Genomic DNA, 16,277 nt, shown 5'->3' with positions numbered 1-16,277 from the left:
GTTAACCTTATATTTAAAGTTTTACGTATCCCACGGAATGCATGTTTTCTTTACCCCCCTGTGTCATTACGATACGAGGGTCCATTTTCAGCCTCCTGCGCGGGGGTACGACAACGACAAATATAAGCCCGCGGCAGCTAGTACAGGGTAGCGAAGGCATGGCAAAGAAACCAACGACGACGACGAGAACGCTTGACAGCGACGTAGCCAGGGAACTGGAAAAGGCACTCGATCTCGACCTCAGCAGCGATGTCGGCAGCGGCGACCTCGATATCGCGGCTTCGATGGAAGATCTGGAAGCGCAGATATCCCAGGCCGCCGACGAACTGGCCCGCGAGGGACGCAACCAGAAGCCGGCACCCGCCGCCAATCAGGCTCCCGTCGTCAATCAGGCCGCCAAGCCCGCGCCGAAAGCCAAGCCCGCCGAGCTGCGTCCCGTTGAGACACGCAATGGCAATGGCACCCAGCAGACGGGCTTTGCGCCGGCCAATGACGATCGTCAGAAGGACTACAAGACGCTTCTGCACAGCCTCAACAGGCGTGCCTCCAACACGGTCTACTGGATCATTGCCTTTGTCTCGCTCGCCTGGATCGCGGGCGCCGGCGGGCTGGCCAACCTGCTGTTCGGACCGAGCATCTGGCGTATCCGCACACTCGACCAGTTCCTGGCCCGTCCCGAACTGATTGGCCTCGCCATAGCTGCGATCGTGCCGATCATCCTGTTCTGGGCCTTCGCGGCCATGATTCGCCGCGCCCAGGACATGCGCATTGCCGCACAGTCGATGACGGAAGTGGCCTTCCGCCTGACCGAGCCGGAAAACATGGCACAGGATCGCGTCATGATGATCGGCCAGGCCGTTCGCCGCGAAGTGGCGGCCATGGGCGAAGGCATCGAACGCACGCTTGCCCGCGCCGTGGAACTGGAAACGCTGGTCCACAGCGAAGTCAACCAGATCGAGCGCTCCTATTCGGAAAACGAAACCCGCATCCGTTCGCTCGTTGACGGGCTCGGCAGCGAGCGCGAGGCGGTCGTCACCCATGCGGAGCGCGTCCGCGCCTCGATTTCGGGTGCGCATGAGACGCTCCGGGATGAAATCGGCGCGGCCAGCGACATCATCCGCGACTCGATCCTCAACGCATCGACCAAGCTGTCGATGACGATCACCAATTCCGGCGACACGCTGATCGACCGCATCAACGAAAGCTCGATGTCGATCTTCGATTCCGTGGAAGGCCGGCTGGATAACATCACCGACAGGCTTTCGACCTCCGGCGAGGCCTTCGCCAGCCTGCTCGACACGCGCATTGCCAAGCTGACGGATACGACCGACGGCCTGACCCGGTCGCTGACCGATCTGCTCGACGATCGCACCACCGGCATGGTGTCGCTGCTTGGCGGCGCCGCGCGCACGCTCAATTCGGAATTCGAAGCCAGCCTCAACGGCATCGAGCGCACGCTGGCCGAACGCGGCCAGGCGCTGATCAGCGAGTTCCAGACCCGAGCCGAGGCTCTGGACACCGGCACGCAGAAGCTCAACGCCGCGCTCGAGGCCCGCGCCCGCCAGATCAATGAGACGCTGGTCGAGCGCGCCCGCGAAATCGCCCACACCTTCGCCGAGAGCAAGGACACGCTGGCCGCGATGATCGATCAGGGCAAGACCCAGATCGGCGCCGACATGGCCGACATCGTCACTTCGACTTCGAGCATGCTCGAAGCCCGCGCCAGCGACTTTGCCGGCCGCATGGAAGCCGCGCGTCATGTCGTCTCGCGTTCCTTCGACAGCGACATCCAGCGGCTTGCCGACGCCCGCGTCGGCATCGAGGAAGCCGTCGAAAACCACAGCCGCAAACTGTCCGAAAGCCGCGAACGCATGGCCGCCGCCATGCAGGCTGACCTGGCGAAATTCGCCGAGGGCCGCGCCGGCATCGATGCCGCGGTGACCAACCAGGTGCAGAAGCTGGCCGAAGGCCGCACCCTGATCGCGCGCGCCCTCGAAGAGGATCTGCGCAAGGTCAACGAATCGCGCGCCGCCATCGATGCGTCGCTCGGCAGCCACCTCGAAAGGCTCGAAGACGGCCGCAACCGGCTCTCGCTTGCTCTCAATGAAGACTCCGGAAAACTCGTGCAAGCCCGTACGATCATTGATGAAATGGTCGCCGGTCACGTTGGGAAGCTCGCCGAAGGCCGCAACATCCTGTCGCGCGCCCTGGAAGCAGACCTCGGCAAACTGTCCGACAGCCGCGCCAGCATCGACGGCCTGGTCGCCGGCCAGGTCGAGAAGATCGCCGAGGGCCGTGCGGTGCTCGCCAAGGCCTTGGAAAACGATATTGCCGGCATCAAGAGCCTGATTGAGGCGCATTCGACAAAGCTGGTGGAAGACCGCGGCCATCTCGGCCGTTCGCTCGAGAACGACCTCTCGGGCATAAGGGGCCTGCTCGACGATCATTCGGGACGGCTTGCCAATGACCGCAGCCTGCTGTCGCAGACGCTCGAAGCCGATCTTGCCAAGCTGGCCGAAAGCCGCTCGAGCATCGACGGCCTCGTCGCCGGCCAGGTCGAGAAGCTGGCCGAGGGCCGCGACATTCTCAAGCGCGCGCTGGAATCGGACCTCAACACCATCAAGGGCGTCATATCGAGCCAGTCGGAAAGGCTGGCGGAGGATCGCGGACAGCTTTCGCGGGTCCTGGAAGCCGACCTGCAGAATGTGAACAGCGTCATCGCCGACCACATGAACAGGCTGGTTCAGGACCGTTCGACTTTGTCGAAGGCTCTCGAGGACGACCTCGCCAAGCTTGCCGACAGCCGTTCCAGCATCGACGGTCTGGTCGCCGGCCAGGTCGAGAAACTGTCGGAAGGCCGCGACATTCTCAAGCGCGCCCTGGAAGCCGACCTCCACACGATCAAGAACACCGTTGCCGACCAGTCGCAGAGACTGGTCGACGACCGCGCCCAGTTCGCTCGGGCGCTGGAAGCCGATCTCGACAGCGTCAACAGCCTCGTCAACAGCCATGGCGAAAAGTTGGTGCAGGACCGGTCGACGCTGTCCAAGGCGTTGGAAGATGATCTGGCAAAATTGGCTGAGAGCCGGTCCAGCATTGACGGGCTGGTTTCGGGCCAGGTCGAGAAGCTCGCCGAAGGCCGAGATATCCTCAAGCGGGCTTTGGAAACCGACCTCAACACAATCAGAGGTGCAGTTACCGACCAGTCGCAGAAGCTTGTCGATGACCGCGCGCAGTTCGCGCGAGCTTTGGAAGCCGACCTTGAGAGCGTCAGCGGCCTAGTCAACAGCCATGCAGAAAGGCTCGTCCAGGATCGTTCTACTCTGTCGAGAGCCCTCGAGGACGATATTGCCAAGCTGGCCGAAAGCCGTTCCAGCATCGACGGCCTGGTTGCCGGCCAGGTCGAGAAGCTGGCCGAAGGCCGCGACGTTCTCAAACGCGCCCTCGAAGCCGATCTGGCCAAGCTGGCCGAAAGCCGCTCCAGCATCGACGGTCTGGTCGCCGGCCAGGTCGAGAAGCTCGCCGAAGGCCGCGACATTCTCAAGCGCGCGCTGGAATCGGACCTCAACGCCATCAGGGGTGTCATATCCAGCCAGTCGGAAAAGCTGGTGGAAGATCGCGGGCAGCTTTCGCGGGTCCTGGAGGCCGACCTGCAGAAGCTGACCGAAAGCCGCGGTGAGATCGACGGTATCATCGCCGGCCATGTCGGCAAGCTGGCCGAAGGCCGCAACATGCTCACCCGCGCGCTGGAAGACGATCTCGGCAGGCTGTCCGAGACCCGCAAGGATGTCGACCGCTCGCTGTCCGGCCACATCGACCAGATCGCGGCCAGGAGCACCGATATCTCGGCCGCGATCGCCGCCGATGTGGACAAGATCGAGCAGGCATTCAGCCGTCAGACCGGCATCATCGAGGAACGCGCCGGAACCATGGAGCGTGCGCTCTCGACCGGCGTCGACAATGTTCGCAGCGTGCTTGAGAAGAGCGCGGTATTCGTTGCCGGCGCCTTGCGCGAAAAAGTCCTGGAGGTCACCAGCACGCTGCATGAGCAGGCTGGTGCCGCCTTCAGCGACGCCGATCGCAAGATCGCCGAGCGTGCCGAACAGACGTCCGCCGCCCTTCTGGCGCGGGCCGAAGACATCGCCCGCACCTTCGAGGAGGCCGATCGTCGCCTCCACGCCCGTGCGGAAGATACGTCGAACGCCTTGCTTGCCCGCGCCGACGACACCTCCAGCTCGCTGCTGGCCCGTGCCCATGAAGCCGCCGACCAGCTGGCCGCCCGTGCCGGCGAAATCGCCGGTACCTTCGACGTGGCGGACCAGAAGCTTGCCGCCCGCGCCCAGGCAACAACCGACCAGTTGGCCTCCCGGGCTCAGGACACTGCGGATCATCTGGCCGCCCGTGCAAACGAGATTGCCGGGGCCTTTGATGCGGCCGACCAGAAACTGGTTGCCCGCGCCGTCGAGACGGCACAGTCGCTGGCCGCCCGCGCCGGCGACATCCTGCGCAACTTCGAAAGCGCTGACCAGCGGCTCGGCGTGCGTATCGGCGAATCGGCCGAGGCGCTGGCCGCCCGCGCGTCGGATCTTGGCCGCATCTTCGACGCCGCCGACCAGCAACTGGTTTCACGCATCGCGGAAGGCTCGGACGCGCTGTCCAACCGTGCTTCGGAAATCGGCCGCATCTTCGACGATGCCGACCAGCGCCTGGTCTCGCGCATCGCCGACAGCACGTCGACGATCGGCGAGCATGCGCAGACCATCGTCGGTGCTTTCGCCAGCACCGAGCAGAGGGTTGCCGACCGTGCGCGCCAGACCGGCCAGGAGATGGCCGTGCATGCCCGCGAAATCGAGCAGGCGCTTGCCGGCGCCGACGAGCGTCTTGCATCGAGCGCGGCGGCAGCGGCCGCCCGTGTCGAGGAGCAGATCGCCGGCGTCGAGAACCGGCTCGCCTACACCACGGAGGCAATGGGCCAGAGGCTCAACGAGCAGGTGTCGACAGCCGAGGCGCAGCTCGTTTCGCGTGCCAATGTGATCGCCGAGACCTTCACCGCGGTTGGCCAGCATATCGGCCAGAGCACCAACGATGCCGCCAAGACGATCGGCGCCAACACCCGCGAACTCAACACCATGCTCGCGGCGCGGTCCGCCGAAATGTCCAAAATCCTCGACGAGACCGCGCGGCCTTTGGTCGAGCGCTTCGCTCAGGGTGGCTCGGAACTGCAGAAGAGCATGGAGGAGGTCACCGAACGCGCCACCGAGAAGCTGCGCAGCGAGAATGCTGCCCTGGTCAATGCGCTCGCCAGCCGCACCGCCGAGACCTTGTCGGCGGTCGAAGGCGCCCGCTCGTCGCTGTCCGACAGCGTTGCCGATCTCATCGGCCGCATGACCAAGTCCAGCTCGCAGCTCGGTCAGCTGATCGAGCAGGCCGCGGTCAACCTCGGCCAGGTCGACGAACGTCTGAGCGGCAGCACGCAGAGCTTCGCGGCGACCACCGAAAAGGCGGCGCAGACCTTCGCCAGCTCGGCGCGTCTGGTCGATTCGAACACGACAAGGCTGACGGAACTGTCATCGTCGACCTTGCGCGAAGTGGCCTCGATCGCCACCAAGTTCGATGAGCACAGCCGCCTGCTCGCCAGCGCCTCGGACCTGTTGAGCTCAGCCCAGAGCAACCTCGAGCACACGCTGGAAAGGCAGTCGTCGCTCGAAGACCTCGCCGTCGGCCTGGTCAAGAAGTCGGAAGATCTCGAAAGGGTCATGCGCTCGTTCGAAAACCTCGTCGGCCAGACGCTGCAGAACGCAGAAGGCAAGACGATGGAGTCGGCCGACAAGATCCGCAACGCCATCACCGACGTCGTTGATTCGGCGACCAAGCGCTTCGCCGATGCCACCGATGAGATGCGGCGCACCGCGAGCTCGATCAAGAGCGAACTCGACCTCACCCGCGCCGAGCTCAAGAAAGGCGTCATCGAGATGCCGGAAGAGGCAAAGGAATCGACCTCTGCTATCCGCCGCGCGGTTTCCGAGCAGATCAACGCCCTGAAGGAGCTTTCGGACATCGTTGCGAAGTCTGGCCGTGGCGGCGGCGACAGCGCGGAGCCACGCAATCTGCGCCCGGCACCGCAGGCGCCGGCGGCTCGTCCTGCCGAGCCGCCGCGTCGTGCGCCGGCGCCGCAGCAGCCGGAGCTTCGCACACCTCAGGCGCCGCTGGGCGGCACCGCGTTGCGCGGTACGCTCGATCTCGAGCGTCCGGCCGAAGCTGCTGCACCGCGCCAGCGTCCCGACGCCAACGCCCGCACGCCGCAAGGCGGCTGGGTGCGTGACCTCTTGACCGCGGCGTCGAACGATGCGGAGCTCAGGCCGGCGGCACCACCCTCGGCGCCTGCTGAGGCACCGCGCGCGGCCCCTGCCCAGCGCTCGCCGCTGCATGTCGTGGAATCGCTGAACTCGCTCTCCGTCGACATCGCACGGGCCATCGACCACGATGCTTCGATTGAGTTGTGGAACCGCTATCGGCGCGGCGAGCGGGACGTGTTCACGCGCCGGCTCTACACGCTGAAGGGCCAGCAGACGTTCGACGAAATCCGCCGCAAGTATCAAGGCGAGGCCGAGTTCCGCGCCGCCGTCGACCGTTACTGCGACGACTTCGAGAAGCTGCTCAAGGATGTCTCTCGCAACGACCGCGACAACATCATGGCGCAGACCTACCTGACGTCGGACACCGGCAAGGTCTACACCATGCTGGCTCACGCCAGTGGCCGACTGCACTAAGCTTCAGTGGCCAGGCGGCCACCGAGATTCGCTTGCGGAAACCTCTGCATTTCCGCAAGCGGGGTGCCGAAAATGCCGATTTCCCTGTCGGCTTTGACCACATCTAGAGAGTGCCATCACCTTCTTCAGGCGAGCCTACGCGGTGAAAGTCACATTCAAGGGAAACACTCAGCCATACGAGACCTTCGAAGAATTCGCCCCAGTCCTTGGTCACTTCGACCTGGAGCGGCAGTTTGAATTATGGATCTCGGCCCCAGGTGGCCAGTCTCTCTCTATGCTGAGGAATGGCGACAACGCCTGGCTGATGTATTTGCGCTTCGATGGAGACAGCGGTTCGGTGACACAAGGGACCCAACTTAAGGATGGGACCTGCGTTTACACGCTGGCGAATGGTCAGGTTGACGAATATCCGCTGTCGTGGTGCATCCCGATCAAGCAGTGCTACGAGGCGATAGCATACTTCTTCCTCAACAACGGTGGCCAATACCAGTCGGTGGCATGGCAGGACACGTGACGAACGCGACCCCGCGATCCGCTAGATAGAAGGGTACCGACCGTGAAGACGGCGATCATATTCGACTGCGAGTTTCTCTGCCTTGAGGGCTCGCAACGCCGATTTTGGTGCGCGGCCGACGATCCCGACCCGATCATCGCGCAGATTGGCGCGGTCAGGCTTGGGCTTGAAGACGACTTTCCGCTGCTCGGCACACACAAGGCCTATGTCAGGCCGATCGACCGATTTGGCGGGAGATACGCACTCGATCCGTTCTTCACCAAGCTGACCGGCATCACCGAGGACAACATCGAGACCGAGGGCGTCGCGCTGGGAGATGCCCTTGCCGACGTCGACCGTTTTTCCGGCGGGGCGCGATTCTGGTCCTGGGGCAAGGACGAACTGAACATGATCGCCATCAGTTGCTATGTCGCAGGCATTCAGCCTTCCATCCCGGCCACCCGGTTTGACAATGCCGTAAAGCTGCTGATCGCGGCTGGGATGCCGATCGAGGATTTGGCGAGGACGCCGAGCAACAAGCTTGCGGACTATTATGGCGTCGAACACCCGCCTTTGCAGGGACATGACGCACTCGACGACGCACTGTCCGTAACTTACACCTTGCAGCACCTGCTGAAGGCCGGAAAGCTGCGGCCTGATGCCTTCGGCTGCCTGTAGCTTGAAAGAGTCGGGCGCGATTCCAGTGCGCCTGAAGCTCAGATCACCGAATCGGTCCAGCGAACGATCTGCTTGGCGGCATCCCCAAACGCGCTGTCGAGCGCGCTGACATAGGCAGGGTTGCCGCTGCCCGAAACAGGCGCGGATGCCGTAAAGCTCTTGGACGCCCGCACCTCGCCGTTGCGATCGTTGAGGATGCGCACGAACAGGTCGACCTCGGCGTGTTCGCCGCCTTCGACGCGCACCTCGAAGGACCGGATCTCGACGATCACCTGGTAATCGATCGCCAGGCCCTCGCCCGGCTTGCCGACACCGGCAAAGCTGCCCGAGCGCTGGAAGGTCTCGGCCAGCCGCGCCTGCACGATCAGCGGCAGACGGTCGGCCCATTGCGCGCCCTTCAGATACTGGATCGAGCGGTCGGAAGGCTTGATGACGATATTCTGGCTGTCCAGCGCCTTGAGCGCCGAAGGCTGGGCGATCAGGATTTGCTTGCGGCTGTGGCCATGGGCGTCAACCGACGGCGCCGAAAGCTCGAATGTGTCCAGCGGCGCAGGCTTGCCGCCCAGTACCGCACAGCCGGCAAGCGATAGCGCAAGCAGCACCGCAGCCGGTGTCAATCCACCCGTTCTCACCCACACCGACTTCACGCGCGATCCCCGTTGTCCCCGGATCGTAAGATCAACCCGCATCCGCAACTCATGTTCTTGGGGCGCGCCGACGCCGAAGTCAACGCCGCGCCCTGCCATCGAATTGCCGAACCTCGCCGTCGCCACCCGAAAGAATGCGTTGCGGATTGCGGCTGAGATCCGTGACCGCCTCCTCGATGCGGCTGATCGAGCGGCGGCTGTCCTGGACCAGCGCCTCGACGTTCGACAGGCCCTGGCCCGAGAAGCGCGCCAGATTGTCGGTGATGACGCCAAGCCGCGCATTCAGCGTATCGGCGACCTGCTTGAACGACTTCAGCGTATCCCTGGCGTCGGCCATCACGCCATCGGCCTGTCCCGACCCGAGCAAGGTATCCACCTTGGCGAGGATGCCGTCGACACGCACCGAGGCGTCGTTGAGCCGCTGCGCCAGTTGCTTGGCGTCCTTGATCGTCTGGTCGATATCGTCGGCGCGGTTGGCGAACTTGCTGGTCACGACGGCGATATCGGCGGCGGCCTTGTCGGCGCTTTCACTCGCCTTCTGGATGTTGGCCAGAGCAGTGCGCACCTGCGCCGGGTCGATGCCGTCGAGCACGCCATCGACCTTGGCCAGCGTGCCTTGCGTCTGCTTGGCGAAATCATTGACGGATCCGACCGCCGTATCGACATTCTTGATCACGCCGTCGAGCTGCTGCGATGTTTCCTTGAGATTCGCGGTCACCGTGTCGACATTGGCAACGATGCTCTTGATCTTGTCCTTGTCGACGGCATTGAGAATCCCTTCGGCGGCCTTCAGCGTGCCGTCCAGCTTGCCGGAAACGCCTTTCAGCTCATCGGACAGCGCACTGACCGCAGACAGGAACTTGTCGATGCCGTCGGCATTCTTGGCCAGCGCATCGGAGAATGTCTGCGCGTTCTGGACGGTCTGCGTCAGCGGCCCGCGAACATCCTTGGTGAAGCCTTCGAGCTCCGAAAGCACCTTGTCGGCACGGGTGAAGATGTTCTGCGCCGTCTGCAGCAGGTTGGTCACGGCTGAGGGGTTGGCAACGATCTCGGCAACCTTGCCTTCCTTCTCGGCCTGGTCGAGAAGCTTGACTTCCTTGGGGTCGGCACCCTTGAGTTCGATGTTGGCCTGGCCGGTGAGGTTGGCAAGGCCGAGATCGGCCTGCGTCGACTTGGTGATCGGTGTCAGCCGGTCGACTTCGGTGTCGGCGATGGCTACCGTCGGATTATCGAGGTCGAGATATACGCGTTTGACCACACCGACCTTGACGCCGTTGAACAGCACCAGACTGCCTGGGCCGAGGCCGGAAGCCGAACCCGGAATGCGCACGCGCAGCAGCGTGGTCTCGCCCCTGTCGCCGATCGCGGCGGTCCAATAGACGAAAGCGAACGCCGCCAGGATCGCAACCAGCGTAAAAATGCCGACAATGACGTAGTTGGCTCTGGTTTCCATGCCTTCACTTATGGCTATGCACGTGCGGCAAGATCAAGTTGCCGCGCGCGTTTTCCGCGGAAATAGGATTTTACCCACGGTTCCTCGCTCTTCAGCATGTCGTCGATAGTGCCCTCGACCAATACTTTCTTCTTGCCGAGCACCGCCACGTGGTCGCAAGCGGTAAACAGCGTATCGAGGTCATGCGTGACCATATAGACGGTCAAATCCATGGTGTCGCGCAGCTTGACGACGAGTTCGTCGAATTCGGCCGCGCTGATCGGATCGAGGCCGGATGTCGGCTCGTCGAGAAAGACGATGTCAGGGTCGAGCGCAAGCGCGCGTGCCAGTGCGGCGCGCTTGATCATGCCGCCGGAGAGTTCGGAGGGAAATTTCTGCGCCGCGTCCGGCGGCAGCCCGACCAGCTCGATCTTGAGCAGCGCCAGCTCGTCCATCAGCTTTTTCGGCAAGTCGAGATATTCGCGCATCGGCACCTGCACGTTTTCCTGCACGGTCAGAGCCGAAAACAGCGCGCCATGCTGGAACAGCACGCCAAGCCGCATGTCGACGCGAAGACGTTCAATGTCGCTCGCTTTATCGACATCGACGCCGAGCAACTTGATCGTTCCGGATTGCTTGCGCATCAGGCCAAGGATGGTGCGCAAAAGCACCGATTTGCCAGCGCCCGAGGCGCCGACAAAGCCTAGGATCTCGCCCCGTCTGATATCGAGCGAAAGTTTGTCGAGGATCAGCTTTCCGTCGATAGCAACGGTGACGTCACGCACGGAAAGAACGATTTCGCTCTCGTCCACTTCCTTCATCTTGATGATGCCATTGCCCTCCGCCATCTGTCAGAACGCGATCGCTGCGTAGAAGATGGCGAAAAGCCCATCCAGGATGATGACGACGAAGATCGACTTCACCACCGAGGCGGTCACGTGTTGGCCGAGCGATTCGGCGCTGCCGCCGACCTTCATGCCTTCGACCGAGGCGATCGTACCGATGATCATGGCCATGAAAGGCGCCTTGATCAGGCCGGCAAAGATAGTGCTGAGATCGATGGCGATGCGCAGCCGGTCAATAAACGCCGCTGGTGTAATGCCCGAATAAAGCCAGGCGGCGGCCATACCGCCGCCAAGTGCGGCGAAATTGGCGATGATGGTCAGGCAAGGCAGCGCGATGACAAGAGCAACCAGCCGCGGAAACACCAGAACGCCGATCGGGTTGAGGCCGATAACCTTGAGCGCGTCGACCTCCTCGCGCATCTTCATCGAGCCGATCTCGGCGGTGATCGCGCTGCCGGAGCGGCCGGCGATCATGATTGCCGTCATCAGCACGCCGAGTTCGCGCAGGATCAGCACGCCGACCAGATCGACGACAAGGAGGTCGGCACCAAAATAGCTGAGCTGGTAAGCGCCCTGCTGGGCAACGATGGCGCCGACAATCGCCGACATCAGCACCACCACAGGGATGGCGCCGACGCCCATGCGATCGATCTGGTTGAAGATCGCCGCCGGGTTGACGGCATGGCCGCGACCGAGCTTCATCTGCGCGCCACGGATGGTGGCGCCCAGAATATTCATCGACGCGAGGAAATCATCGCGCATCTCGTAGACGCGCCGTCCAACCGCCTCCAGGGCGCGAATGACGATGTTGGGCGGCCGCGCCGGTGCGGATTCGGGCTCGCGCCGGACAGCCTCGCTCACCGCGTCGAGCAGGATGGAAGCGATCTCGCTTTGGCCTTGCAGACGGATCTCGACGTTCTTCTTCTCGAAGGCGCTGACCAGCCGGTCGATCAGCCATGCACCGGCGGTGTCGATCTTCTCGATTTTCGAAAGATCAAGCGCCAAGGTCTTGAAACCGCTTCGCTTCTCGATTTTGCGCATGTCGGCGTCGATCAGCGCCACGGTCCGTGTCGTCCAGATTCCGGAGAATGCGCAGCCGAGAACGCCGCCCTCCTCGCCGACCGCCACGTGCGGTTGGTGGTCAGCCTCCGAGGCGGTCGTGCCGCTTGCGTCGCGCTTGCCGATGGTCAACATGGCGTCCTGTTTAGCCTGACGGGTCTGACCTGTCGATTTGCCGACCACGCTTGTCGCATAGCCGGAGCAGAAAAATATGGCGCGTGTCATTTCGGTTGAGGCCGAGCGTTTTCCCATCGCCGGCACCTTCACCATTTCGCGCGGCTCCAAGACCGAGGCCGAAATCATCACCTGCACCATCGGCGAAAACGGGCATGTCGGTCGCGGCGAATGCGTTCCCTACAAGCGCTATGGCGAGACCATGGACGGCGTGCACGCCGCGATCGAGGCAATGCGCGACCAGATCGCCGGCGGCATCGGCCGGACCGCCCTGCTCGGTGCAATGCCTGCCGGCGCAGCTCGCAACGCAGTCGACTGTGCGCTGTGGGACCTTGAGGCCAAGATCAGCGGCAGCCCGGTGGCGAACGCAATCTGGCCGGCCCCGCTGCGTCGGCTCGAAACCGCCTACACACTGTCGCTCGGTGAGCCCGAGGCGATGGCGGCACAAGCCCGTGCCAATGCGGACCGGCCACTGCTGAAGGTCAAGATCGGCGGCGACAACGACATCGCCCGGATCCAGGCGGTGAGACAGGCCGCGCCTCAGAGCCGAATCATCCTTGATGCCAATGAGGGCTGGACCGACGACAACATCGTTGCAAACCTGGCTTTCGCCGCGGCGCAAGGCATTGCCCTCATCGAACAGCCGCTGCCCGCAGGCCAGGACGAAATCCTGCGCCACATCGCGCATCCGGTGCCGATCTGCGCCGACGAAAGCGTGCACGAGGCGAAGAACCTGGAAATGCTGGTTGGTCTCTACGACGCCGTCAACATCAAGCTCGACAAGTCGGGGGGCCTCACGGCGGCGCTCGTGCTGCGTGACCGCGCCCGCGATCTGGGTTTTGGCGTCATGGTCGGCTGCATGGTCGGCACATCGCTGGCGATGGCGCCTGCGGTCCTGCTCGCCCAGGACGCCGATTTCGTCGACCTTGACGGTCCGCTGCTACTTGCCCGCGACCGTGTGCCCGGCCTCGTCTACCAGGGCTCGCTTGTCTTCCCTCCGGACCGGGCGCTTTGGGGCTGAGCGCGCGGCGAGCCCGATCAGCACGAGGCCGACGATCGCGATCGGGATCATCACCAGGAAACCATCGACGCCGAGACGGTCATAGAGCGGGCCGGAAGCAAGCGTAACGGCGGCCATGAAGAAGCCGTTGAAGAAATAGGCGATGCCTTGCGCGGCACCCGTGCGCTCTTCGGAGACGGTTTCGGCGATCATTCTCTGCAGGCCTATGAGCACCATTGCGACAGACACCGAATGCAGCGACTGCACTGCGAAGAAGCCGGGAATGCCAAGGCCGAGCGGCCATACCAGTGGAAAGATGATCCAACGCACGATCGACCCGATGCCGGCTATCACCATCACCCTGACGACGGAAACGGAGGCGAAAATACGATTGAAAAACAAAAACATGCAGACTTCGGACACCACGCCCCAGGCCCATAGAAGGCCGACGACGGAATCGCCGATGCCGATCGATTTCCAGTAGATGGAAACAAAACCGTACAGAAAGGCGTGACTGGCGGTGATGATGCCGACGCCAAAGGTGAAATAGAGAAAATAAGCGTTGAACAGGCTCGGCGCCGCGTGCTGGATCTCCGCCGCCGACAGCGGCGAGGCTTTTCGCGGCCTCCCCATGCGCGGCGCAAGCAGCCCTGCGACGAGTGCCGCGCCAAGGGCAAGGAATATGATGACCGGAACAGCCTGGGGACCGGTGGCCGCCAGGATGAAGCCGCCCGCCACATTGGCGCAGAGATAGCAGATCGACCCCCACTTGCGCATGCTTGCGTAGTTCGAGCCGAAGCGACGCACACCCGAAAGCGCCAGCGAATCGGCGATCGGCGATTGTGGCGTCCAGACAATGGTCAGCGCCAGCGACACCGCCAGCACCATCGCGTAGGTCGGGGTGAGGAAATAACCCGCCGAGAGCAACAGCGAGGCTGCCACCAGCGCGACATAGACATTGGCGCGGTCCCTCGCCCGATCGGCGAGCGTCGTCAGCAGCGGTGTCGCCACCACGCGCAGGAACATCGGCGCCGCCAGGATGATCGCGATCTGCTCGGCGTGAAACCCCTTGGCCTGCAGCCAGAGCGGGAAATAGGGCAGATGCGTGCCGAGCGATATGAACAACGTGCCGAAAATCAGGCTCATGCGCAGTTCGAAATGGCGCGGCTTGACGAGCTGTTCTGGCGAAAGCGGCGGCAGGGACATGAATCGATCCAATTACGCCGCGCTCGACCGGCTGGCGGTGTAGATCGATCCCTTAACATGGCGGAAAACCAGACGAAACCGGCTGGACCAATCGATCAACGCTAAAAAAACGCAGTGCCTTCCGCGTCAGGCCGCCTGCCCTACGCGATCTTCGATCAGCATCGGGATGAAAGGCTCGTCCAGCGACTCCGGCAGCACCTGCGCCCAGGTCAGGATTTCCATGCGGCCATCGAAGTGCTCGACCACGGCCGTGCAGCTTTCCACCCAGTCACCGGTGTTGATGTAGCGCACGTCATCGAAATTCTCGATCGCGGCATGGTGGATATGGCCGCAGATCACGCCGTCGACATGCGAGCGGCGGGCTTCCTCGGTCAGCACGGTCTGGAACGAGCCGATGAAGTTGACCGCCTTCTTGACCTTGACCTTGGCCCAGGATGAGAACGACCAGTAAGGCAGGCCGAGCAGCTGGCGCAGGCGCGTGATCACCCGGTTGACCTGCATGGCTGCGTCATAGGCATGATCGCCGAGATAGGCGAGCCAGCGCTGGTTGTGAACGACAGTGTCGAACTGATCGCCATGGATGACGAGCAGGCGCTTGCCGTCGGCCGTCTCATGGATGGCGCGGTCGGCGACGACGATGCCGCCGAAATGCACGCCCTGGAACTGGCGGGCGAACTCGTCGTGATTGCCGGCGATATAGGTGATGTTGGCGCCCTTGCGCGCCTTGCGCAGCAATTTCTGCACGACGTCATTGTGGCTCTGCGGCCAGTGCCAGCTCCGCCGCAGCCGCCAGCCATCGACGATGTCACCGACCAGATAGATGATATCGGCGTCGTGGTAACGCAGGAAATCGATCAGGAACTCGGCCTTCGCCGCCTTCGAGCCGAGATGGACATCGGAAATGAACATGCTGCGGAAAGTGCGGGGCTCTTGGCCTGACATCGCGATTTCACCCTTGCTTTCGCGCAGCCTATGCCCCGATTCATGCAACAACCGTATGACGGTTGCGATTGGTCCAGCCTAAGGACTAGCTTGCCGGCCAAATCACAGGAGAAATCGTCATGGATCTCGGTATCAGCGGAAAGAAGGCCATCGTCTGCGCTTCGAGCAAGGGTCTTGGAAAAGGCTGCGCGATGGCGTTGGCCGAGGCCGGTTGCGATATCGTCGTCAACGGCCGCAATGCCGAACTGGTCGCCAAAACCGCGGCGGAGCTGCGCCAGCGCTATGGCGTGACGGTGACGGAAGTCGTCGGCGACGTTTCGAAGCCTGAGGTGCAGAAGGCGCTGCTCGCCGCCTGTCCCGAACCCGACATCCTGGTCAACAACAATGGCGGCCCGCCGCTGCGCGATTTCCGCGAACTCGATCGCGCGAAAATCCTTGAAGGCGTCACCCAGAACATGGTCACGCCGATCGAACTGGTGCAGGCCGTTCTCGACGGCATGGCCAAGCGCGGCTTCGGCCGCATCGTCAACATCACCTCGCTGTCCGTTTATGTTCCCATCCCTGGTCTCGACCTGTCGTCGGGCGCGCGCGCCGGCCTGACCTCGTTCCTTGCCGGCGTGGCGCGAACGGTGATCGACCGCAATGTCACCATCAACAGTCTCTTGCCGGGCAAGCTCGACACCGACCGGCTGCGCGGCCCGCATGAGGCAGGCACCGTCGAGGACCCCGCTGCTGCCGCAGCGCGCAAGACCCGCATCAGTGCCGATGTGCCGGCCAAGCGGCTCGGCACGCCGGAGGAATTCGGACAGATCTGCGCCTTCCTCTGCTCGGTCCACGCCGGCTACCTGACCGGGCAGAACATACCGGTAGACGGCGGTCTCTACGTCAGCGCCTTCTGATCGAAAGGTCGGCGAAACCGCAGGACTCATCTGGCATGAAACAGCCGTAAGCATCTGACATCTAGCGATTTTCGACGCGCCGCCGTTTAAAGCTGCCGGCGCGTCAATTAGCGTCGCGAAAAACCTTGGCCG

11 protein-coding genes are annotated in these 16,277 nt (G+C 63.1%); 5 read left to right on the top strand and 6 right to left on the bottom strand.

All coding sequences use genetic code 11. The features are described 5' to 3' along the window. The first annotated feature begins 158 nt into the window (after positions 1–158). From AC1DX4_RS11035 to AC1DX4_RS11025, 3 genes are all read left to right on the top strand, one after another. On the top strand, positions 159–6,770 hold the full coding sequence (locus AC1DX4_RS11035) for a kinesin (RefSeq protein ID WP_477220353.1): 6,612 nt from the start codon (positions 159–161) through the stop codon (positions 6,768–6,770). A gap of 142 nt (positions 6,771–6,912) precedes the next feature. After that, a complete protein-coding gene (locus tag AC1DX4_RS11030; protein WP_477220352.1) occupies positions 6,913–7,284 on the top strand; it encodes a hypothetical protein in 372 nt (123 codons plus the stop codon). Between the two features lie 42 nt (positions 7,285–7,326). Next, positions 7,327–7,941 (top strand): 3'-5' exonuclease, encoded by a 615-nt coding sequence (locus AC1DX4_RS11025; RefSeq protein WP_477220351.1) that lies wholly within the window; start codon positions 7,327–7,329, stop codon positions 7,939–7,941. 38 nt (positions 7,942–7,979) lie between these two features. Here AC1DX4_RS11025 and AC1DX4_RS11020 read toward each other — a convergent pair whose 3' ends face one another. Genes AC1DX4_RS11020 through AC1DX4_RS11005 form a run of 4 tightly spaced genes read right to left on the bottom strand, consistent with a single transcriptional unit; the run spans position 7,980 to position 12,059 of the window. Then, a complete protein-coding gene (locus AC1DX4_RS11020) occupies positions 7,980–8,630 on the bottom strand; it encodes an ABC-type transport auxiliary lipoprotein family protein (RefSeq protein WP_197033298.1) in 651 nt (216 codons plus the stop codon). Between the two features lie 37 nt (positions 8,631–8,667). Beyond that, positions 8,668–10,041 (bottom strand): MlaD family protein, encoded by a 1,374-nt coding sequence (locus AC1DX4_RS11015; protein ID WP_477220350.1) that lies wholly within the window; start codon positions 10,039–10,041, stop codon positions 8,668–8,670. Between the two features lie 14 nt (positions 10,042–10,055). Further along, positions 10,056–10,868, bottom strand: a complete 813-nt coding sequence (locus AC1DX4_RS11010) for an ABC transporter ATP-binding protein (RefSeq protein WP_477220349.1) — start codon at positions 10,866–10,868, stop codon at positions 10,056–10,058. A 3-nt stretch (positions 10,869–10,871) separates the two neighbouring features. Next, positions 10,872–12,059: an ABC transporter permease gene (locus tag AC1DX4_RS11005; protein ID WP_477220692.1), complete on the bottom strand. Its 1,188-nt coding sequence runs from the start codon at positions 12,057–12,059 to the stop codon at positions 10,872–10,874. 76 nt (positions 12,060–12,135) lie between these two features. Between AC1DX4_RS11005 and dgcA the strand changes: the two genes are divergently transcribed. Then, positions 12,136–13,119 carry an N-acetyl-D-Glu racemase DgcA gene (gene dgcA / locus AC1DX4_RS11000; RefSeq protein WP_477220348.1) on the top strand — a complete coding sequence of 328 codons (984 nt, stop codon included), beginning with the start codon at positions 12,136–12,138 and terminating at the stop codon, positions 13,117–13,119. Here dgcA and AC1DX4_RS10995 read toward each other — a convergent pair. Beyond that, positions 13,039–14,304, bottom strand: a complete 1,266-nt coding sequence (locus AC1DX4_RS10995) for an MFS transporter (protein ID WP_477220347.1) — start codon at positions 14,302–14,304, stop codon at positions 13,039–13,041. The genes dgcA and AC1DX4_RS10995 overlap by 81 nt on opposite strands. Positions 14,305–14,430: 126 nt before the next feature. Continuing rightward, on the bottom strand, positions 14,431–15,246 hold the full coding sequence (locus tag AC1DX4_RS10990; RefSeq protein ID WP_477220346.1) for a UDP-2,3-diacylglucosamine diphosphatase: 816 nt from the start codon (positions 15,244–15,246) through the stop codon (positions 14,431–14,433). A gap of 119 nt (positions 15,247–15,365) precedes the next feature. Here AC1DX4_RS10990 and AC1DX4_RS10985 point away from each other — a divergent pair, with 119 nt between their 5' ends. Next, on the top strand, positions 15,366–16,145 hold the full coding sequence (locus AC1DX4_RS10985; RefSeq protein ID WP_475450615.1) for an SDR family oxidoreductase: 780 nt from the start codon (positions 15,366–15,368) through the stop codon (positions 16,143–16,145). Positions 16,146–16,277 lie beyond the last annotated feature (132 nt).

The organism is Mesorhizobium sp. P3_A8 (genome assembly GCF_056402995.1).
The sequence above is the reverse complement of the archived record's forward strand: the minus strand, read 5'-3'. Positions and strand labels throughout refer to the sequence as shown.